Genomic DNA, 20,929 nt, shown 5'->3' with positions numbered 1-20,929 from the left:
CGAAGCCGGACACTTGGTTTTGCTCGAAGGAGAGCCTACTGGGCCGGCTCAAGCTGAGTGAAGATGTAGCGTGAGTTCGCCCAGTTGGTCACGATATTGGCATAGGGGTTTTCCTCTGCAGTTGGAAAACCGGTCCAATACCTTTCCGAATAGGCAGCGAACACGTTGAACGACATCATCGGGATGACCGGCATCTCCTCGACCATCAGCCGGACGAAGTCATGGCCGAGCTCGAGGTTCTCCTCGCTCCCAAACGGGGTCACGCGAATTTCCTCGATAATGCGGTCAAGTTCGGGATGCTGCCAGCGCTGCCAGTTGCGCTGCGGCTGCCGCTCGCCTTCGGGCGCGACATAGCTTGAATGCCAGCTCTCAAGGAAGAACGAAAGGTCGGGGTCGCCGCCCCAGGTCTCGATCGACCACGCCGTTGCCGCGTCGAAGTCGCCCAACGGCAGGTCCTGAGCGAACATTTGCGGGGTCACCTGAGCGGTCACGTCCACGCCTGCCTGGCTCCATTGCTGGGCTGCCATGGTGCCGAAGCGGTTCATAACCCCGCTTTCGAAGGTCGTGATGGTGAAGGCGAAACGCTCGCCATCGGGGGTGTACCAGTCATTGCCCTGACGGGTGAATCCGGCGTCCTCGAGCAGTTCGGCAGCGGCGTCGAGATTTTGCTCCCACCAGCCGTAACCAAATGCCCGCCGAATCTCGTCTTCATCGGTTGGCACGGCATCGCCGAATTGCGGACGCACCATATCGGCGACCTGGATTCCGATATCGGGGTTATAGGGTTTGATGACCGAACTGCCCGTATCGAGTTCATAATCGACCAACCATTCCTGCAACGGATCGTGATAGTCGTCGGGATGGGTTCCGGTGGGCGGGATGGCAATGGCCGAAAGGGTCGCCGCTCCGCGATAAGCGGCCATCGAGATCTGACGCGCGTCAAGCATCAACGCCAGCGCCCAGCGCACCCGGCGATCCTGGAACAGCTCATTGTTGTGATTGAAGATCACCATCGGCAACGTGGGATCAGGATGGGCGTAGGGGAAGCCGGGGAACCAGCCGCGCGCCGTCTCGTCCTGCTCGACGAGGCTGAACATGGCTTCGGGCGTCAGGTCATGGATCATGTCCAGATTGCCGTTCACCATTTCGATCAGCCGGCTGTCTATCGCCGGAATGGAGCGATAGATGATATATTGGGGTGCGGGTTCGCCATACTGGGCAACAGTCGTCCGCTCCCAATCCTCCCGCTTTTCCCAGATATACCACGCGCCGTTCGGATCATGGCTGTGCAGCGTGTAAGGACCGAGGCTGACGGGCGGATTGAAGTCGTAGGATGATGGATCTTCAAACTCTTCAAAGACATGCTTGGGCATGATCCACGCGCCGTTCCAGCGGACCGAGAAGATCGCATGGAAACGCGAGTTGGGCTCTTTGAGGTTGAACAGTACGGTATAGTCGTCAACCGCTTCGACGCTCTCAACCTGCTGGGCGAAAGTGGCGCCCCAGTTGGTGGCCGGCATTTCGGCCTGCGTCTCCACCGTATAGACAACATCATCGGCCGTGAATTCAACGCCATCGGACCAGTAGATGCCTTCACGCAGGCGCACGGTCATCTGCGTGAAGTCCTCGTTATATTCCCAAGGCTCTGCGGCCAGGGAATTGTAGAGCGCGCCGTCCAGGCCCGCGTCCGGATCGATATACCAGAGCGTATCCATGGCAAGCTGATGCAGACCATTGGCAACGCTGTACCCCGGCACCCAGATATTAAACCAGTCCGGGCTGATGGACGGCGGCTCCGGGTTGTGGACGATCAGAGTTTGTTCGCGTGGGAATTCGTTGATCGGCGGCAGTTCTGCCGGAGCATCCTGGGCTATCGATGCACTGCCCATGATGGCAACGACAGCGACAGACGCCAGAAGCGTCTTCCACATCTTCATCTTTTCCTCCCGATTTAATGGAGCGCCCCTCGACGCCCCTTCCTCCTGCCTCGTTATGCTACCGCAGCGTTTCTTTCTGTCAACATATTATATGATATATATCGCCTTAATTGATATACTAACATTTTGCCGACCGGTGCGAGCGATGGCCGGCAAGTCTCCAATGATCCTCACCGAGTAGGCATGCGGACGCCTTACCGGCCCAGCCGGACCATCTGATAGGAGTAAGGCGGGAGCGACACGGACAGCGTATCGCCCGAAACCGAGGCACCTTCGCCTTTACGCGGCGCCACCTCGTCCGGCTTAGCGCTGGTGTTGACCGCATTAAGATCGCCATGGGTCATCACTTGATGGTCGATGACGCGCATGTCGCCAAAACCCTGAAGCTCCACAGAAAAATCCACCATCTCATCGGGATGCCGGTTGACCGCGAACACCGTGACAGCCCCCTCCTCTTGGTTGTGGACGGCAGACACATCGGCATAGGCAACGCCGCTGTCATAGGTCGGACAGTCGATCGAAAGGTCGAGTGCGGTACCGCGTCCAAAGCGGGAGGCAAAGTAATAGGGATAGTAGATCGTCTGCCGCCAGGCATCTCCGCCCTTTTCAGTCATGATCGGAGCGATGACGTTCACCAGTTGCGCGATGCACGCGATCTTCACCACGTCCGAGCGACGGATGAACGTATTGAGAATCAGACCGACCTGAAGAACATCCTCGAAATTATAGACATCCTCGAGAAGTGCCGGTGCGTGCGGCCACCCTTCCTGCCCTTCGAGAATTTTCCGGTCCTGCTGGCGAGAATGATACCAGACATTCCATTCATCGAATGAAATATAAATATCCTTTTTCGAGCGCTTCTTGGCCTTGACATAATTTATGGCGCCCTGGACGGCAACGATGTAGTCATCGAGCTTCTGGTTTAGCGCCAGGTAGTTGCTTGCGTTTTTCTCATGGTTGGCGAAATACATGTGCAGCGAGATGTAATCCACCACGTCATAGGTGTGCTCGAGCACCGTCGCTTCCCACTGGGGATAGGTGGGCATGTTGGAGTGGCTCGACCCACAAACCACCAGCTCCAGCGATTTGTCGAAGGCGCGGATCGCCTTTGCCGTCTCGGCGGCGAGCTTGCCATATTCCTCGGCGTCCTTGTGGCCGATCTGCCAGGGGCCGTCCATCTCGTTGCCCAGGCACCAGAGCTTGACGTTCCAAGGCTCCTCCTGCCCGTTTTTCTTGCGCAGATCGCTCCAATAGCTGCCGCCGGGATGATTGACATATTCAACGAAGTTCCGCGCGGCATCGAGCCCGCGTGAGCCGAGATTGACCGCGAGCATCATCTCGGTCCCCACCGATTTGCACCATTCTGCGAACTCGTGAATACCGACCTCATTGCTTTCGGCAGTGTGCCAGGCCAAGTCCAGCCGGGTCGGCCGATCTTGCTTGGGCCCAATGCCGTCTTCCCAATTGTAGGCCGAAACGAAGTTACCGCCTGGATAGCGTACTACAGGTACGTCGAGCTCCTTGACCAGTTCGATCACATCACCGCGCATGCCGTTTGCATCGGCCGTGGGGTGGTCCGGCTCGTATATGCCCGTATAGATCGCCCGGCCCAGGTGCTCAAGAAATGCCCCATACAACCGGTCATCGATCTTGCTGACCGTAAAGTTCTTGTGGGCGACCGCCGTAGCCTTCACTGCCCCCTCCCTCTTTTGCGCAGAATTTCCGATTTATATCGGAATTTATGATAGACAAGGTCGCGCTTGTCAACAGCACCGGAGTCTGACGACGATTTTGCGAAGGACGCGCCTATCACGCCTGATAGATGCGCATCAGGATGTCCTGATCGTAATTTCCGAAGCCGCGCCCAAATATGTTCAGCCCTCCGGGATGAGCGGCATCTTCGCGGATTCCGATCTTAAGTCGGATGGAATGGTGGGCAGCGATACCGAGATCGGCGAGGGTGACGGAAGAAATCTGCAACCCGTCGACGAAGCTTCCGACTGAATTTACGCGGAAGCTCTTGAGCTTGCCATATTGCGACCCCTTGAGCTTCCACCAGTCGGGGGTATAGACGCCACGCTTGTCCCCGTAATCCCCCGGAGAAGTCCATGTGCCGATTTCCGTGCCATTCACCCATATGGTGATGTCGGAAGGCCAATCGGCGCTCGTACCCGGCACTTCGGACGAGAGCTCCATGGAAAACTCGATGGCCTCGATCTCGCTGTTGGAGAGCTTGGCGTTGTTGGGAAACTGATATTCCACATTGCCCCGCGTGAACCAGATCAGTCCTGCACGCATCCGCGAGGGATCAAGGAACGTATCGGGGACGTCGAGCAGGCCCACGATACCGTCCGGGGTACACAACCCACACGGCGCCATGACGTCGCAGCTCGTGTAAAGTCCCAGCGGCATGGATACCTCGATATGCCCGCCCTTGACTTTGGCGATGTCCTCCTTGAACGCCACAAGGACCTCGTCGAAAGTGGAATGGCAGATCTTCTGGTTTCCCTTGCGCGCCTTTTGCGTCTCCGAGCGGATCAGCCCAGCCTCCTCCAAAATGTTCACATTGGACGAGACAGTTGATTGCGGCAGGCTAAGAATACTGGCGATATCGTTGATATTCTGCGCTCCACGCACATGCAGCAGCTTAAGGATTTGCACGCGCACGGGCGAGGCCAGCCCCTTGAGCACGTCCATTCCTTCTTCAGGATCCACCACGAGAAAGTTTCGCGCCATTATCTATCAGCCTCCTCTCGTGCCGCAGCAGTTCACCGTTCATACATATCAGGTGTCCCGATATAGTCGAGTCGGTTAAGATGGGGGATGATCTTGGTGTGCTTAGAGCCGGGTGCAGAAGAGCGCGACATACCCACCGCAAGAATTCGTTCTAGCGGACTTCCATACCTTGCCGGCCAGTTAGATCAGATTGGAGCGGGTGAAGGGAATCGAACCCTCGTCGTAAGCTTGGGAAGCTTCTGCTCTACCATTGAGCTACACCCGCGCGACTGCCTGTTTGCGGCAAATCCGATGCTGCGTCAAGAGAGGGTGCGCGGAGGGTATCTCCGCACTCACATCGCTGTTATCTAACAGCATATCTGGCCGGATTCAGGGGCGTTTCGCTGTAGTTCCGCCCTTCTCCGCAGACCAATTGCGGCAGAAAGTCGGCGCCAAAGGTTGATCTCGGGGCAACCTACCCCTATTATCGCGGATCAACAGCGTATCATTTATCTCATATCTGGCTAGGATCGTGCGCGAACCTGGCTCGATATCTTTTTGCGCGCAGGGAAGCAATTTCGAATACACATCGATATTTATTGTTTTCAGCGCCGCGCATCTTAAAGGAGACACATGGCAGTCAAGTTATCCGTAAGGAACGTCTATAAGATATTCGGTGAGAAGACCGATGCAGCGCTCGGGATGCTCGAAGCCGGCAAGAGCAAGGAAGAGATCCTGGAAGCCACCGGCGCGACGGTGGGTGTGAGGGATGCGAGCTTCGATGTCGGCGAAGGGGAAATCTTCGTCGTCATGGGACTCTCGGGATCCGGCAAATCGACCCTGGTGCGCATGCTCAACGGGCTAATTCAGCCCACATCCGGCTCGATCATGATCGACGGCGTGGACGTGGCGAACTGCTCGAAAGAGCAGTTGCGACGCATCCGGCGCGAAAAGATCGCCATGGTGTTCCAGCACTTCGCCCTGTTCCCACATTGGAGCGTGGCCGACAACGCCGCCTATGGACTCAAGATCAAGGGCGTTGCCGCCAATGAGCGCCGGGAAAAGGCTCTCAAGGCGCTCGAACAGGTAGGGCTGACGGCCTGGGCGGATAGCCTGCCGTCCGAACTCTCGGGCGGCATGCAGCAGCGCGTGGGCCTGGCTCGCGGATTGGCCACCGGCCCGGAAGTGCTGCTGATGGACGAACCGTTCGGCGCGCTCGATCCGCTCATTCGCCGCGAAATGCAGGACGAGTTGATCGCGCTGCAGCGCTCGCTCAAGAAAACCATCATCTTCATCACCCACGATCTCAACGAAGCCCTGCTGCTCGGCGACAAGATCGCCATCATGAAGGATGGGCGTTTCGTGCAGGTGGGAACCGCCCAGGAGATCGTTTCCAATCCGGCCGATGACTATGTTGCCGCTTTCGTTGCCGATATCGATCGCGGACGAGTGTTTACGGCCGAGGACGTTTCGGGTGAGGCCGCGCCGGTCAAACTCGGGGAAGCCAGTGCGGAAGACGCCATGCGGGTCATGGAAGACCTCAACCGCAACGCGCTCTATGTGGTGGATGACAAGGACAAGGTGGCCGGCGTTGTCACCTACCAGGATCTCGCGGCGGCCACGTTCGACGAGAGCAAGCCCGACCCGGTACTCGAAGAGGTGATGCTCACCGACTTTCCCACCGCCGAGGCCGATCAGCAACTGGCCGATCTCTACAGCGCGGCGAGCGCAGGGCTGCCCATTGCGGTGACCGACGAGAAGGACCGTCTGGTGGGTGTCGTCGAACCGGAAGCGGTGTTCGCGCAGCTTTCGGGCGAGGATGCCGACGCCATACCTACCGAAACAAACACCACAAACGAAAAGGAGAGCGCGCATGTTTAGTCCCGGCGACCTCCTGGTCATCCCCTTTGACGACTGGATCAACGATTTCGTGCGCGGATGGCTGGTGCCCAATTTCCGGCCTGCCTTCCGGGCGGCGCAGGTGCCCATCACCATGGTGCTCAATGCGCTGGACGATTTCTTCAACTTCCTGCCCATGCTTTTGACCACCGGAGCCTTTGCACTGGCGGCCTGGAAATGGGCCGGGCGAGGCATGGCGATCTTCACCCTGATCGGCTTTGCCTTTATCGACATGATCGGGCTCTGGCCCGAGACGATGACCACCCTGGCGATGATCATCACCTCGGTGCTGTTCTGCGCCGTGATCGGCATTCCGGCTGGCATCGTCGCGGCGCGTTCCAACCTCGTCTGGAAAGTGCTCCGGCCGGTGCTCGACATCATGCAGACGATCCCGAGCTTTGTTTATCTCGTGCCGATCGTCATGCTGTTCGGCGTGGGTATGGCGCCTGGAATCATCGCGACCATCATCTTTGCGGTGCCGCCGATCATCCGGCTGACCAATCTGGGCATCCGCAATGTGCGCGGCGATCTGATCGAAGCGGCGCAGGCGTTCGGCTCGACCGGATGGCAGATGCTGGTCGACCTGCAGATCCCTCTAGCGATGCGCACCATCATGGCAGGCCTCAATCAGACGCTGATGCTGGCCCTTTCGATGGTGGTGATCGCCGCGCTGATCGGCGCGGGCGGGCTGGGGCTGGTGGTCAATACCGGGCTGGGCCGGCTCGACGTGGGCGGCGCGACAGCCGGTGGCGTGGGGATCGTGATCCTCGCCATCGTCCTCGACCGTATCACGCAGGGCTTCGGCGAAAATCAGGGCAACACCATTTCCCTGCGCCAGGTGCTGGGCAATCTCGTCCGGCTTCGCGGCACGCAGGCGATCGGGGAGAGGGAAAAGACAGCCTGATAGCTCTTGATGCGGCGGCAGCACTGCCGCTGCTTCTATCGCCCGTATCTTTGCGGGTTTCGCATGGCGGGTAAGCCCGTCCATTTCAGAACCAAAGAAAAGGAGACAAAGGCAGAAATGTTCAGTCTCAAAAAGACCCTTGCAACCCTTTCCGCCGCCGCCCTTCTGGGCGCAGCGGCAGTTCCGGCCGTGGCTCAGGACAATCCCGGCGACGGCGTAACCGTCAACATGGCACAGGCCACTTGGGACACCGGTTGGTTTCACGCCGAAATCTACCGCCAGCTTCTCCAGGAACTGGGCTATGACGTTCCCCAGATCACGACGCTGGACAACCCGCCCTTCTACCAGGCGGTGGCGCAGGGCGACATGGACCTTTGGGTCAATGGCTGGTTCCCGCTGCACAACACCTATGAGCCGACCTTCAGCCAGGGTGCGGAGATCATCGGCTCGGTGGCCGAAGGCGGCGCGCTGGAAGGCTATCTCGTCAACGCTTCGGCGGTCGAGGAATTCGGCATCACCTCGCTCGAGGATTTCAAGCGCGACGAGGTGAAGGAAGCGTTCGACCGCAATGGCGACGGACTGGCCGATCTGGTTGCCTGCCCTCCAGGCTGGGGCTGCGAAGTCAATATCGAGCATCACATGGATGCCTATGAGCTGCGCGACCACGTCAACCCGATCAAGGCCGGCTATGCCGCCTCGATGGCCGATGCGGTTGCCGCCTATGAAGCGGGCGAGAACATCCTGTTCTACACCTGGACCCCGAACTGGACCGTCAATGAGCTCGTGCCGGGCGAAGACGTGATGTGGATCGAGGTTCCGGAAGTCGACCTGCCCGATATGAGCCTTGCCGATGCGGCAACGCTCGAAGGTGTCGAAGGCTGTGTCAACGATCCGTGCATGCTGGGCTTCCCGGCCAATGACATCGTGCCGGTCGCCAATTCGGCGTTCCTCGAAGAGAACCCGGCAGTGGGCGCCCTGCTCGAAGCCGTAGAAATCCCGCTCGGCGATATCTTTGCCCAGAATGCGGCGATGAATGCCGGCGACGACGACATCGAAGCCCAGGCTGCTGCCTGGATCGAAGAAAACCGCGAAGCCGTGGATGGCTGGCTGGAAACAGCTCGCGCTGCCGCATCGTAAGCGTTTCGCTCAAACCAAATTGAAAGGCCGGGTTCTCCCGGCCTTTTTTGTTTTCTCAGTTTCCGCAGAAGCCGGCGTAGGCCTCGGCTCTCAGGGCCGCCGAACGGCCTAGGGATAGGATTTGAAGTGCTTGGAGAGTTTGAGACTTTGGGCCTGGTAGTTCGAGCCAAGCGCGGCGCCATAGAGCATGTCCGGGCGCTCCGCCATGCGTTCGTAGATCAGCCTGCCGATGGTCTGGCCATGGCCGAGAAGAAAGGGAACTTCGCGGCTGCGCACTTCCAGCACGGCGCGCGAACCGGTGCCTCCGGCGGCCGAGTGGCCGAAGCCGGGATCGAAAAACCCCGCATAGTGGACGCGGAATTCGCCGACCAGCGGATCGAAAGGCACCATCTCGGCGGCGTAATCGGGCGGCACATGGACACTTTCACGCGAGACGAGAATGTAAAACTCGTCCGGATCCAGGATGAGTTCACCGGAACCGCGGTTGATGAGGGGCTCCCAATAGTCGAGGACGTCGAGGGCATCTTTCTTGTCCACGTCGACCACCGCGGTGTGCCGCTTTGAGCGAAAGCCGATCAGGCCGTTGCGGCCTTCGCCGACGAGATCGATCGAAAGTGAAACACCCTCCCCCACATCCATGTTGGGATCGAACACCAGTGTCTCGGCGGCATGGACAGCCTTGTGTTCGGCGGCCGACAGCCGCGCGTCGCCGACACGAAAGCGCATTTGCGAGAGGCGTGAGCCGGTGCGCACGAGGACAGGAAAGGTGCGCGGAGAGATTTCGAGATAGAGCGCGCCCTTATAGCCGGCCGGAACGATGTCGAAGCTGCGCGCCCCGTCCGAGATGACGCGGGTGAAGATATCGAGCCGGCCGGTGGAAGATTTGGGATTGGCCGAGGCACTGACTTCATCGGGAAGGTCGAGGCTTTCGAGCAGCGGGACGATATAGACGCAGCCGCGTTCGAGCACGGCGCCCTTGGTCAGGTCGATCTCGTGGAGTTTCAAGGTTTGGATGCGATCGGCAACGGTCTTGCCCGGCCCGGGAAGAAAGCTCGAGCGAACGCGAAAGGCTTTTTCGCCCAGCCGCAAATCCAGGCTGGCAGGCTGGATCTGATCGCCATCATAGGGGCGATCGGCACTGATGGCGCCTGCCTCGGACAATCTACCGATCAGCCGGGCTGAGAAGATCCCGGTTGGCCAAGCCTGGTTTATAGTCATGATGTCTCCGGCGAACCTGTTGGTCTGGCTTAGCAAGCGAAGCGATTGACGCCAAGGGCGATTTCGGCGTAACTCAGCACTGACCGCAATGCGGTTGGTGGCGATTTGGCCGGTCCGATTGCAAGCCACCTAAAACAACTTGCTAAAGTGACCAGTCGAACCGGCCGCATCGCGCGCCGGTTTTTTTTGTTTTAGAGGTGTTCCCATGGCCGACAAGACCGCCAATCCGCTCAACGACCCGAAACGCCGCAGGGCGCAGACGATGTTGGTGCATGGCGGCATGGAACGCAGCCAGCACGGGGAGACGTCCGAGGCCATCTTTTTCAACTCGGGCTATGTGTATCCCACGTCGGAAGGGGCCGAAGCGCGGTTCAAGGGGGAAGAGCCGGGGCACATCTATTCGCGGTTCTCCAACCCCACTGTGGAAATGTTTCAGCAACGGGCCGCGCTGCTCGAAGGCGCCGAGGCGGCGCGGGCGACTGCCACCGGCATGGCGGCAGTGACCACCGCCGTGATGAGCCAATTGCGTGCCGGTGACCACGTGGTCGCAGCGCGGGCGCTGTTTGGCGGATGCCGGTTCGTGGTCGAAACCTATATGCCGCGCTGGGGGGTAGAATCGACGCTGGTCGACGGACGAGACCCGGAAAACTTTGCGCGCGCTATGCGGCCCAACACGAAGGTGGTATTCGTCGAAACGCCGACCAATCCCACACTGGAACTGGTGGACCTCACGGCTGTCGCCGATATCGCCCACGCGCATGGCGCCGTGCTGATCGTCGACAATGTGTTCGCCACCCCCATCTGGCAGAAGCCGCTGGAATTGGGTGCGGATCTCGTCACCTATTCGGCCACCAAGCATATGGACGGCCAGGGCCGCGCCATGGGTGGGGTGATCCTGGGACGCAAGGAGCTGATCGAAGCCGATATCCATACGATCATCCGCCAGACCGGCCCCTCGATCTCGCCCTTCAACGCCTGGGTGCTTCTGAAGGGCCTGGAAACGCTGCCTTTGAGGGTGAAGGCTATGACCGATAGCGCCGGCCAGATCGCTGACTACCTCGCCGAGCACCCCAAAATCGAATCCATCAGCTATCCGCATCACAGATCGCACCCCCAATATGAGCTGGCCAAGAGGCAGATGGGCAGCGGTTCGACGCTGGTGGCCTTTACGCCCAAGGGTGGCAAGGCGGCGGCGTTCGCGCTGGCCGACGCGCTGGCGGTGATTGCGATCTCGAACAATCTGGGTGATGCGAAGTCGATCATATCGCATCCCGCCACCACCACCCACCAGCGCTTTTCCGATGAGGAAAAGGCGGAGATGGACATCACCGCCGGGCTGCTGCGGCTGTCGGTGGGGCTGGAAGACGCTGATGATTTGATCGCCGATCTGGAGTTTGCGCTGGATCAGATATAGGCTGATCGGTGAGGGACTCTTAAGGACGCGGCGCGTCGGGCATGGATTTTCGCACCATCTTCTCGGCTGTCGGCGCGCTGACCGCGGCGCTCGGGATCGCCATGCTGCTGCCCGCCTTCGCGGACCTTATGGTGGGGCATCCCGACTGGCAGGTGTTCCTCACCGCTTCGCTGATCACGACGATTTTCGGCACGGGCCTGTGGGCATCCTCGAGCGGTCGGCGCTCCGAGCTCAATTTGCGTCAAGCCTTCCTCATGACGGTGATGATCTGGGTGGTGCTGACGCTTTTTGCGGCCTTGCCGCTCTATATGTCGGACCTGGGGCTGAGCTTTGTCGACGCGCTGTTCGAGGCGATGTCGGGGATAACGACGACCGGAGCGACGGTGATCACCACTCTCGACTCATCCCCGCCCGGCATCCTGCTCTGGCGCGGATTGCTGCAATGGTTCGGCGGGCTGGGCGTGGTGGTGATGGCCATCGCCGTGCTGCCCATGCTGCGGGTGGGCGGCATGCAGATGTTTCGGGCAGAGGCGTTCGAGACGCCCGACAAGATCCTGCCCGCCGCCGCGCAGATCGCCAGCGCCATGACCGTTGTCTATTGCATCCTCACCTTTGGTTGTGCAGTGGCATATTGGCTCGCCGGGATGAACACCTTCGATGCGGCGGTTCATGCGCTCTCGACCGTGGCGACAGGTGGGTTTTCGACGCGCGACGCATCGCTTGCCGCATTCGAGGAGCCAGCGATCCACTATGTGGGCGTGGTGTTCATGATCCTGGGCGCCCTCCCCTTCGTACTCTATATCGGCGTGCTGCAGGGACGCCTCGTGCAACTTTATAGCGACTCCCAGGTGCGGCTCTTCCTCACGCTGCTCGCAATGACGACCCTAGTGGTTACGCTGGTGCTCATCATCAGCGATATCGCAACGGGCGAAGAGGCCTTTCGCGACGCGCTGTTTTCCGTGGTGTCGGTGATGACGGGCACCGGGCTGGGAATTGCCGATTTTTCGAACTGGGGTGCTCTCGCGATAACGATATTCTTCGTCATCATGTTCATTGGCGGATGCACCGGTTCGACCTCGTGCGGCATCAAGGTATTCCGCTTCCAGGTTCTGGCGCGCGACCTCTACCAGCACATCAGGCAGATCATCTTTCCCTCAATGATCTATATCAAACGCTACAATGGTCGGCCGATGCCCGACAGTGTCTCGACCTCGGTGCAAAGCTTTGTTTTTCTGTATTTTTCGAGTTTTCTGATCCTTGCCGTGCTGCTCTCGCTTTCCGGCCTCGAGCCGCTCGATGCGCTGGGGAGTGCGGCAACGGCGATCTCGAACGTGGGCCCGGCGCTCAGCCCCGAACTGGGGCCGGCGGGCAATTTTGCCGGTCTGTCCGACGCGGCAAAATGGCTGATGACGATCGGCATGCTGGTCGGCCGGCTTGAAGTGATGATGATCCTGGTGCTGTTCACACCCCGTTTCTGGAAGGCGTGAGCGAACCTACTCAGCCGGCCCGGCGGGCGGCGCTTGATGGTGGCGGCCAGCCAGCATTTCACGCACCGTCAGTGCGTTGGGGGTCAGGAACATCCACTGCAGCAAAGCCTTGATATCGGCGCCGATCCCGAGAATGGCGGGAACGAGAAACAGGACAAGCAGCGTAGCCACCGCCAGGCCTGACACGATGGTCAGCGCCATGGGCACGAGCATCTGAGCGACCAGACTGGTTTCAAAGAGCAAAGGCAAAAGCCCGCCGATGGTGGTGAGCGAAGTCAAGATCACAGCTCTCAGCCGATCCTTCGACGCACCGATGGCGGCGTCGCGCAAGCCCTCGCCCACGGCGATACGCTCATTCATGCGTGAGATCAGCACGATCGAGGAATTGACCAGAATACCGGCCAGCCCCAGCATGCCCATCATCGAGATGATCGTGAGATTGTGGCCGAGCAGATAGTGGCCCCAGATCGCGCCCGCCACGCCGAAAGGAATGATGACCATAACGGCGAGCGGCGTGAAATAGGCGGCAAAAATCCAAGCGATGATGATGTACATCACGGCAAGGGCGATAATCATCCCCCTGCCCAGATCGGCGAAAGCCGCGTTCTGTTCCGCCTGCCGGCCACCGAACTCGTAGGATATGCCGTAGCGGCTGGTGATCTGGGGCAGGTAGTCCGTCTCGAGGCGGGAAAGGATATCTGCGTGATCGACGCCGTCGGTCACAGCGGCACGCACCGAAACCGCGGTGCGTCCCTCTTCGCGGGCGATGAAGGCAAAGCCCTGATGCTCGGAAAAAGTCACGATCGAGGAGAGCGGTACGTATTCCCCGCTGGGGGCGCGGACCCACATATCTCTGAGCGCTGACGAGCCCTCGGCGTTGAAAGTGCGTACCAGGCGGACTGTAATCTCGTCTTCATTGGAGGCGATGGTCGCCACGTCCCGCCCTTGGAACGCGCTGCGGATCTGCGAGCCCAGGGTCGCAAGGTCGAAACCAAGCGCGGCGCCGCGCGCATTGAGCGACATGACGAGTTCAGGGCTGCCATAAAAAAGAGTATCGAAGGTGCCGTCGACCTCGTCAAACCCTTCGAGCACGTCCTTTAAGTCTTCGGCGGCGAGCTTGAGCGTTGCGGCGTCGGCACCCACGAAGCGGACATCGACGGCCGAGCCCTGCGGACCGCCACGGTACTGGCGGACGCGGATGTCCTCAACGCCGGCCACTGAGGGCAGATTGTCGTTGAGCGCCTGGATGATCTCATCGGTGCGTACCGAGCGGCGTTCGGAGGGTGTCAGGTACACGTCAAAGCTGGCTTGGCCATCCTCGAGTTCGAGGCTGGCATAGGTGGTGACGATGAGCTGTTCGCCACCGGGCGCCAGGCCGGCCTCCACTTCGGACACGGCATTTTCAATTTCCCCGATGATCGCGGCCATCTCCGACTGCGGCGTTCCGGCCTGGAACTGAGCGCGGACATTGAAGCTTTCGCCTTCTGCCGTGGGGAAAAACTCGAAACGCAGCGCGCCCGAGGCGTAGACGCCAAGGGCGCCCAGTGTGATGGCGATGGCAATGGCTGCCGTGGCGTAGCGCCATGAATAGCTGATCGCTGCCAACCCACCGAAGATGCGTTCGCGGAAGAAATCAAAGCCCCTGTCGAAGGTGCGCCGGAAGGGTCCGGGCTGCTTGCGCTCGCGGGGCAGCGCATGGGCCAAATGGCCGGGCAGGATGAAGAAGCACTCGATGAGGCTGGCAATCAGAACCGCAACGACGACCACGGGAAGCGGCGACATGATCTGACCGACCACATCGCCCACCAGCCAGATGGGGGCAAAGGCGGCTATGGTGGTGAGTGCCGACGCGATGACGGGAGCAGCCATGGAACCGGCAGCACGGATCGCGGCTTCGCTGCGCGATAGGCCCTGCCGGTAGAGCGTGGCCGTGTGTTCGCCCACGACAATGGCGTCATCGACAATGATGCCTAGCACCATCATGAGCGCGAACATCGAAATCATATCGAGCGTCAGCCCCATGAGATACATGGCCCCCAGCGTGCCCATAATGGCGACAGGAATGCCCATGGCCACCCAGATGGCGATGCGGCCATCAAGGAACAGGAACAAGACGATGAGAACCAGGAAAAAACCGGCAATGCCGTTGGAGATCAAAAGCCCAAGCCGCTGATTGACCTGTTCGGCCGCCGCATCGAAAACCACAGCCTCGAGCGATTGGGGAAGTGTGGGCTGGAGTTCGTCCACATAGGCCCTGACCGCCTCATAGGTCGTGACCGTATCGGCATTGGCGGCGCGGGAAACCTGGAGCTTGATGGCTGGTTCGCCGCGCATGTAGCCAAGCGGCGTATCGGGGTCGTAGGTGTCGGTGATGGTGGCGACATCGCCGAATGTGAGGCTTTGTCCCGTTGCCGAGGACAAGATCTCGGTTTCGGCGATTTCGCGGGCCGACAATTCGTTGGCTGCGGCACGGATTTGCGCATCGAAATCGCCGGTGAGCGAGCCGGAGGGCTGGTCGGCGAAATTGGGGGTGAGGGCAGCGGAAAGATCGTCGAGCGTCAGGCCCAACTGACGCAGCTTGGCGTCATCGACCTCCACAACGATCTGGCGGTCCCGATAACCAGTGAATTCCACGCGATCAACGCCGGATGCGAGCAGGCCGTCACGGATTTCGCGGGCGTAGCGGCGCAACGCATCTTCGGGGAACGGGCCGGAAATGGCGATGGCGGCGACGGGGTCAAAGAAGCGAGGCGCCGAGACGTTGGGGGTTTCTGCCCCCTCGGGCAGGCCCGTGACCGAGGAGACCGCAGTCTGAACCTGCCGCTCGGCAGTCTGCATCTCCACGGTGCGCTCGAAATTGAGCGTGATCGAACCGCGGCCTTCGCGGGCGTTCGAGGTCATCGAGATGACGCCGTCCAGCCTCTGCACAGCAGGTTCGATCAGCAACAGAATATTGCGCTCGACGTCTTCGGCCGTGGCGCCCGGCCAGCTCACACTGACCTCGACAGACCGGGTTTCGGTGTTCGGCATCAACTGCCGGTTGAGGTTGTCGAGCCCCCACCAGCCGAAGAGCACGAAGAGGATCATGAAGAGATTGGCGGCGTTGCGGTGCCGCACGAAAGCGGCGATCACCCCGGTCGAGGCCTGCGGCGAAGGACGCATTTCAGCCTCCCGGTCCGCGCATCACGACGCCACCGCCCGGCCCACCGGGGCCGGCAGTTTGCTCCTCACCTTCGACCGCAACAGCAACCCCTTCGCCAGCCTGAGAGAGGCGCGTGGTGATGATGCGCTCGCCTTGCGGTATATCGGCCGCGATGATGACCTGGGAGCCGTCACGGTCGAGAATTTCGAGCGCAATGGCAGCCATGCGTCCGTCGCGGATGACGTAGAGGTGATTGTCGTCGTAGATCGCGGTTTCGGGCACGAGTAGAGCGTTTTCGTGAGCCACGCCTTCGACTTCGACGGTGACGAAGGTGCCCGGGCGCAGGAGATCGAACTGCTCATTATCGAGCACCGCATAGAGGGTCACGCCGCCCGTCGCGGAATCGATTTCCGGCGCGACACGGGCGATCCGCCCATCAATGGCCTCGGCGCCGACGCCCGTGGTGCGCGTGACCTGCACGGGACGATCGAAAAGCCCATCGCGCCGCAGAATTGCATAGTTGGCATCCGAGACCATGAAGCTGACTTCGAGCGCCTCGCTTTCATAGATCGAAGCCACAGCCTCATTGGCGCTCACATAAGCGGACGCCGTGACATTGCGGGCGGTAACGATGCCGGTAAAGGGCGCGGTGATCTCGGTGTTGGCCAAATCGCGCTCGGCTGTTTCGAGCGCATATTGCGCCTGCTCGATCGCGGCCTGCTGGCGCAATATCTGAGCGTTAAGCGTAACAAGGTTGGATCGGCGCTGATCGAGAGCCTGTTGGCGTTCCGAAACCGTCAACACACGGGTATCAACCGTCTGCTGGGTGACAGCGCCGCTGGCGAGCAGGGACTGGCCACGCTCGAGATCGATCTGGGCCGACGCCAATGCGTCCTCGGCGGCAGCAATCGCGCTCTGTTCAAGTGAATAGGCTTCCCGGGCCTCGGTCAGCGCGAGTTCGGCATCGGCCACCGCTGCCCGCGCTTCGATCACCGCGCCATTGTAGGTGAAGGGGTCAACACGCACGAGCAGCTCGCCCTCCTCCACCTGCGCACCGACGGCGAAATTGGGTGAAATTTCCAGCACCCTGCCCGCAACCAGCGACCGCAATTCTATGGTGCGGGCGGCGGCCACCTGACCATAGGCGGTGATATCGGAGCTATGGGTGGCGTAAACCGGCTCGATCACCTCGACGGTGAAGGTGCGCTCGCGATTCATACGTTGGGGCGCCTCGGGGCGCTGGGCGGCCCAACTGAGCGCCCAATACACCGCAGCGCCAAGGATGAGCACCGCCAATGCAAGCCGAAGCAGAGCGGACATCAATCCGAACCTGCGCGGGTTGGACGCGGTGTGAGGCTCGTTTTCGCTCTTTTGCGGCGAGACGGTATAGCCGGAGCCGGTGAGGTTTTCCAAGGCGGTTTTTCCTTGCCCAGAACGCGTTCGGGCGGCCGGCGCTGGCCGCATCGTTTCGGAATCGGGCAATTTTTACCTGCGAGAGGACAGCGTCACAAATGAACTTTTGGAAAGCCCGGTAAGGCTTTGCAGTCGAATGGGATCGAAAACACAAAAAGGCGGCCCGAAAGCCGCCTTTTTATTGTCCGATCGCATGCCGCTTAGAACTGGTTGGGATTGAAGTGATAGTGGGTCGAGCAGAACTCGCACACCACTTCGATCTGGCCATCGACCACCATTTCCGTGCGGTCCTCGGGGGTAAAGTCGTTGATCATCTGCTCTACGCGTTCGGCCGAGCAGGTGCAGCGTTCCACCAGAAGCTGGGGCTCGAATACCCTCACGCCGGTCTCGTGATAGAGGCGGAACAGGAGCCGTTCGGCCGAAAGGTCGGGATCGGCAAGTTCAGCATCGGTGAGGCTGTCGAGCAGGACCTTGGCTTCGGTCCAGCGGTCGTCTTCAACGAAATCGGGATCTGCGGTTTCCTCATTCTCGAAATCGCCGTCACCGGGGAGATCAGGCATCACCGATTGGCCGTGCTCGGGCAAATGCTGGAGCAGCACGCCGCCAGCCCGCCACATGGGCCTCGATCCACCGCGCTCGGAATGCTCGGCGACCGCAAGGCGCACGCGGGTCGGGATCTGCTCTGATTGCATGAAGTAGGTATGGGCAACCTCTTCGAGCCCTTCCCCTTCCAGCGCCACGATGCCCTGATAGCGGTCCATATGGGCGCCTTGATCGACGGTGAGCGCCAGAATGCCCTTGCCCAACAGGTCTTCGGGCTTGGTGCGGCCGGACTTTTCGGCTTCAGCCAGCGCTTCCTCATCAAAGCGCGCATAGGCACGCAGGCCGTCGGGCGTGTCGAAATCGACAACCAGCAAACTCACCGGGCCATCTGTGCGCGACTGAAGAATGAAGCGCCCTTCGAATTTAAGCGACGAACCGATCAGAGCGGCCAGCGTCACCGCTTCGCCCAACAGGCGCGCCACGGGCTCGGGATAGCCATGGCGCGAGATGATCGTGTCGAGTTCGGCGCCCAGCCGAACGACGCGCCCGCGGCTATCGAGATTGTCGAGGGTGAAGGGGACGGCAACATTGTCCCCACTCTCGGGCCGGTCGAGCCCGAACTGTTCGAGAGAGGTCTGGCTCATCTCTTGTCCTAACGTTGTTTTCCGCTCCGTGACCGGAACGCATGAACCGCCGATTGGGTGGCGCTAAAGCGTCTCGATCCCGAAGGCCCAGCAGAGAATGGCTTTCTGGATGTGCAGACGGTTTTCAGCTTCGTCGAATACGACCGATTGCGGCCCGTCGATCACCTCGTCGGTGACCTCGTCCCCCCTGTGGGCAGGCAGGCAATGCATGAAGAGCGCCCCGGTCGCGGCGTTGGAGAACAATCTGGTGTTGACCTGGTAAGGTTTCAAGATGCGCCGGCGTTCGCCTTCATCGGTATCGCCCATGGAAACCCAGGTGTCGGTGATGACGAGATCGGCATCAGCGATTGCCTGGTGCGGATCGGTGCCCAGCGTTACGGCCTCGCCCACTTCGGCGATGTCGGAAAGGAGTCCCTGGTCGGGCCAATATTCCTTGGGGCAGGCAATGGCCAGCGTGTTGCCGAACAGCGCCGTGGCGTGGACCCAGGAAGCCAGAACATTGTTGGAATCCCCGATCCAGGCGACCTTCTTGCCCTCGAGCGAGCCGTTGTGTTCCTCGTAGGTCATGATGTCGGCCATCACCTGGCAGGGGTGGGAACGACGCGTCAGCCCGTTGATGACCGGCACGCTCGAGGCGCCGGCGAGATCGAGCAGGTCGTCATGGGAAAGGATGCGGATCATGATGGCATCCACATAGCGGCTCATCACCCGAGCCGTATCCTCGATGGTTTCCTCGCGGGCAAGCTGCATTTCCTGGCCGGTGAGCATAAGCGTCTGTCCACCGAGTTGACGCATGCCGACATCGAAGGAGACGCGGGTGCGCGTGGACTGGCGCTCGAAAATCATGGCCAGAACCTTGTCTTCGAGCAGGCGCGGGCGCTCGCCAGCCTTCAAGCGCTTTTTGAGTTCGTGGGCGAGATCGAGGATGGCCCGGAGTTCGGAATAGGAAAAATCCTTGAGGTCGAGAAAATGTCTCGCGGTCATAATCAATGTCCTGAAAGCAAAGAGGAGGCCGCTATTGCGCGGCGCTAGCCGTTTGGGCTTCGAATTCGGCGAAGGCCTCGGCAATAATACGCACGGCCTCCTTGACGTCGTCCTCGCTAGCAATGAGCGGAGGCAGAAGGCGCAGAACATTGTCGCTGGCGGCGACGGTGAGCAGCTTGTGCTCGCGCAAGCGCTGGACGAAATCGCGCACAGGCGGGGTGATCTTGATGCCCGCGATCAGCCCCCTGCCCCGCACCTCCGTGACGTATTGCGGGAATTTCTGCATCAATTGCTGCAGCTCATGGGCGAGGACCTTGCCGACCTCATCGACATGATCGAGAAAGCCTGGCTCAAGGATCCGATCGAGCACCGCATTGCCCACGGCGCAGGCCAACGGATTGCCACCATAGGTCGAACCGTGGGTGCCCGGAACCATGGCCTTGGCGACCTCTTCGGTAGCCAGGCAAGCGCCGAGCGGGAAGCCCGCGCCGATTGCCTTGGCGACGGTCATGATATCAGGGATGACGCCGGACCATTCGTAAGCGTTGAACTTGCCCGTCCGGCCATAGCCGCACTGGACCTCATCGAAGATCAGCAACAGGCCGTGCTTGTCGCAGAGCGTGCGCAGACCCTTGAGGAAGCTGTCGGAAAACGCGGTGACGCCGCCCTCGCCCTGGACAGGCTCGATCAGAATGGCGGCCGTCTTGTCGTCGATCAATGCTTCGACGGCGGCAAGATCACCGGGCTTTGCGTGCTTATAGCCCGGCATGGGACCGAAGCCTTCGGTATAGGTGGGATTGCCGGCCGCCGCGATGGTGGCGGTGGTGCGGCCGTGGAACGAGCCGGAAAAGCCGATGATATCGACGCGCTCCTTCTCGCCCTTGTCCCAGAAATAGCGCCGCGCCGTCTTGATGGCGCATTCGAGTGCCTCGGCGCCCGAATTGGTGAAGAACACCTTGTCGGCGAACGTGATCTCAGTGAGGCGCCTGGCGAGCTTTTCCTGCTCGGGAATGATGAAGATATTGGAAGTGTGCCAGACCTTGTCGGCCTGGGCCTTCAATGCCTCGGTAACGTGCCTATCGCCATAGCCCAGCGCGTTGACGGCAATGCCGGCGGCGAAATCGAGATAGGCCGTGCCATCCTCCGTGAACAATCGCATGCCCTCGCCCCGCACAAAGGCGAGTTCGGACCGGGCATACGTGCCATAGAGCGCAGACATTTCGATAAAGCCTTTCGTAGGGTGGCGGGGACATGGTCCCTGAAAACAAAAGCGCGCGAGGGGAACGCCCAGGCACGCAGCTAACGCGTTCGCTTATGCTGGCCGAGGGGCGAAAAGTCAATTCTATAGCCCGGTTTTCCGGGGCTAGGGAGGCATCGACTCACCTCTGCCACATTGCTGATTCATCAACCGCGCAACCCTCGCTTGTGTGCTCGTTGCAACATGCCAGTTCAATTACCCGCAGGCATGAAAATGAGATGGGATAAACCGGGG

The 20,929-nt window shown here is 60.4% G+C and carries 14 protein-coding genes, 1 tRNA gene and 1 riboswitch; of the genes, 5 read left to right on the top strand and 10 right to left on the bottom strand.

Translation table 11 applies throughout. The annotated features are described in order from the left end of the window. Positions 1 to 35 precede the first annotated feature (35 nt). From NO932_RS03300 to NO932_RS03285, 4 genes are all read right to left on the bottom strand, one after another. Positions 36 to 1,937 carry an ABC transporter substrate-binding protein gene (locus tag NO932_RS03300; RefSeq protein ID WP_309209634.1) on the bottom strand — a complete coding sequence of 634 codons (1,902 nt, stop codon included), beginning with the start codon at positions 1,935 to 1,937 and terminating at the stop codon, positions 36 to 38. 194 nt (positions 1,938 to 2,131) lie between these two features. After that, a complete protein-coding gene (locus NO932_RS03295; RefSeq protein ID WP_309209633.1) occupies positions 2,132 to 3,631 on the bottom strand; it encodes an alpha-N-arabinofuranosidase in 1,500 nt (499 codons plus the stop codon). 115 nt (positions 3,632 to 3,746) lie between these two features. Next, complete coding sequence (locus tag NO932_RS03290; RefSeq protein ID WP_309162635.1) at positions 3,747 to 4,673, bottom strand: helix-turn-helix domain-containing protein; 927 nt, start codon at positions 4,671 to 4,673, stop codon at positions 3,747 to 3,749. A 191-nt stretch (positions 4,674 to 4,864) separates the two neighbouring features. Continuing rightward, positions 4,865 to 4,938: transfer RNA gene (locus tag NO932_RS03285), tRNA-Gly, on the bottom strand. 347 nt (positions 4,939 to 5,285) lie between these two features. Here NO932_RS03285 and NO932_RS03280 point away from each other — a divergent pair. From NO932_RS03280 to proX, 3 genes are all read left to right on the top strand, one after another. Next, a complete protein-coding gene (locus NO932_RS03280) occupies positions 5,286 to 6,533 on the top strand; it encodes a glycine betaine/L-proline ABC transporter ATP-binding protein (RefSeq protein ID WP_309209632.1) in 1,248 nt (415 codons plus the stop codon). Further along, positions 6,526 to 7,455, top strand: a complete 930-nt coding sequence (locus NO932_RS03275; protein ID WP_309162639.1) for a proline/glycine betaine ABC transporter permease — start codon at positions 6,526 to 6,528, stop codon at positions 7,453 to 7,455. Before NO932_RS03280 ends, NO932_RS03275 begins: the two co-directional genes overlap by 8 nt. Before the next feature lie 117 nt (positions 7,456 to 7,572). Continuing rightward, on the top strand, positions 7,573 to 8,592 hold the full coding sequence (gene proX / locus NO932_RS03270; protein ID WP_309209631.1) for a glycine betaine/L-proline ABC transporter substrate-binding protein ProX: 1,020 nt from the start codon (positions 7,573 to 7,575) through the stop codon (positions 8,590 to 8,592). A 108-nt stretch (positions 8,593 to 8,700) separates the two neighbouring features. On the opposite strand, the gene NO932_RS03265 is transcribed toward proX, so the two are convergent. Further along, a complete protein-coding gene (locus NO932_RS03265; RefSeq protein WP_309209630.1) occupies positions 8,701 to 9,810 on the bottom strand; it encodes a 2'-deoxycytidine 5'-triphosphate deaminase in 1,110 nt (369 codons plus the stop codon). Positions 9,811 to 9,897: 87 nt separating this feature from the next. Next, positions 9,898 to 9,977, top strand: a riboswitch (SAM riboswitch). 38 nt (positions 9,978 to 10,015) lie between these two features. Between NO932_RS03265 and metZ the strand changes: the two genes are divergently transcribed. Both metZ and NO932_RS03255 read left to right on the top strand, forming a co-directional pair. After that, positions 10,016 to 11,224 carry an O-succinylhomoserine sulfhydrylase gene (gene metZ / locus NO932_RS03260; RefSeq protein ID WP_309209629.1) on the top strand — a complete coding sequence of 403 codons (1,209 nt, stop codon included), beginning with the start codon at positions 10,016 to 10,018 and terminating at the stop codon, positions 11,222 to 11,224. Positions 11,225 to 11,265: 41 nt separating this feature from the next. Further along, the gene (locus tag NO932_RS03255) at positions 11,266 to 12,711 is read left to right on the top strand and encodes a TrkH family potassium uptake protein (RefSeq protein WP_309209628.1); all 1,446 of its coding nucleotides are present in this window, start codon (positions 11,266 to 11,268) and stop codon (positions 12,709 to 12,711) included. A 6-nt stretch (positions 12,712 to 12,717) separates the two neighbouring features. Here the strand turns inward: NO932_RS03255 and NO932_RS03250 are convergent, their stop codons facing one another. The 5 genes from NO932_RS03250 to NO932_RS03230 all read right to left on the bottom strand — a co-directional run bounded on the left by NO932_RS03250 (position 12,718) and on the right by NO932_RS03230 (position 20,656). After that, positions 12,718 to 15,873 carry an efflux RND transporter permease subunit gene (locus NO932_RS03250; RefSeq protein WP_309209627.1) on the bottom strand — a complete coding sequence of 1,052 codons (3,156 nt, stop codon included), beginning with the start codon at positions 15,871 to 15,873 and terminating at the stop codon, positions 12,718 to 12,720. A gap of 1 nt (position 15,874) precedes the next feature. Beyond that, a complete protein-coding gene (locus NO932_RS03245; RefSeq protein WP_309209626.1) occupies positions 15,875 to 17,266 on the bottom strand; it encodes an efflux RND transporter periplasmic adaptor subunit in 1,392 nt (463 codons plus the stop codon). A 200-nt stretch (positions 17,267 to 17,466) separates the two neighbouring features. Beyond that, positions 17,467 to 18,453, bottom strand: a complete 987-nt coding sequence (locus NO932_RS03240; protein ID WP_309162648.1) for an Hsp33 family molecular chaperone — start codon at positions 18,451 to 18,453, stop codon at positions 17,467 to 17,469. A 63-nt stretch (positions 18,454 to 18,516) separates the two neighbouring features. After that, positions 18,517 to 19,443 carry an ornithine carbamoyltransferase gene (argF, locus tag NO932_RS03235; RefSeq protein ID WP_375142821.1) on the bottom strand — a complete coding sequence of 309 codons (927 nt, stop codon included), beginning with the start codon at positions 19,441 to 19,443 and terminating at the stop codon, positions 18,517 to 18,519. 25 nt (positions 19,444 to 19,468) lie between these two features. Next, positions 19,469 to 20,656 (bottom strand): aspartate aminotransferase family protein, encoded by a 1,188-nt coding sequence (locus NO932_RS03230; RefSeq protein ID WP_309209623.1) that lies wholly within the window; start codon positions 20,654 to 20,656, stop codon positions 19,469 to 19,471. Positions 20,657 to 20,929 lie beyond the last annotated feature (273 nt).

Source organism: Pelagibacterium sp. 26DY04, assembly GCF_031202305.1.
GTDB lineage: Bacteria > Pseudomonadota > Alphaproteobacteria > Rhizobiales > Devosiaceae > Pelagibacterium.
This window is presented reverse-complemented; position numbering and strand designations above follow the sequence as displayed.

Coding starts and splice junctions, on each gene's coding strand:
- NO932_RS03300 (WP_309209634.1), bottom strand. CDS start 1,937: ATGAAGATGTGGAAGACGCTTCTGGCGTCTGTCGCTGTCGTTGCCATC.
- NO932_RS03290 (WP_309162635.1), bottom strand. CDS start 4,673: ATGGCGCGAAACTTTCTCGTGGTGGATCCTGAAGAAGGAATGGACGTG.
- NO932_RS03280 (WP_309209632.1), top strand. CDS start 5,286: ATGGCAGTCAAGTTATCCGTAAGGAACGTCTATAAGATATTCGGTGAG.
- NO932_RS03275 (WP_309162639.1), top strand. CDS start 6,526: ATGTTTAGTCCCGGCGACCTCCTGGTCATCCCCTTTGACGACTGGATC.
- proX (WP_309209631.1), top strand. CDS start 7,573: ATGTTCAGTCTCAAAAAGACCCTTGCAACCCTTTCCGCCGCCGCCCTT.
- NO932_RS03265 (WP_309209630.1), bottom strand. CDS start 9,810: ATGACTATAAACCAGGCTTGGCCAACCGGGATCTTCTCAGCCCGGCTG.
- metZ (WP_309209629.1), top strand. CDS start 10,016: ATGGCCGACAAGACCGCCAATCCGCTCAACGACCCGAAACGCCGCAGG.
- NO932_RS03255 (WP_309209628.1), top strand. CDS start 11,266: ATGGATTTTCGCACCATCTTCTCGGCTGTCGGCGCGCTGACCGCGGCG.
- NO932_RS03250 (WP_309209627.1), bottom strand. CDS start 15,873: ATGCGTCCTTCGCCGCAGGCCTCGACCGGGGTGATCGCCGCTTTCGTG.
- NO932_RS03240 (WP_309162648.1), bottom strand. CDS start 18,453: ATGAGCCAGACCTCTCTCGAACAGTTCGGGCTCGACCGGCCCGAGAGT.
- NO932_RS03230 (WP_309209623.1), bottom strand. CDS start 20,656: ATGTCTGCGCTCTATGGCACGTATGCCCGGTCCGAACTCGCCTTTGTG.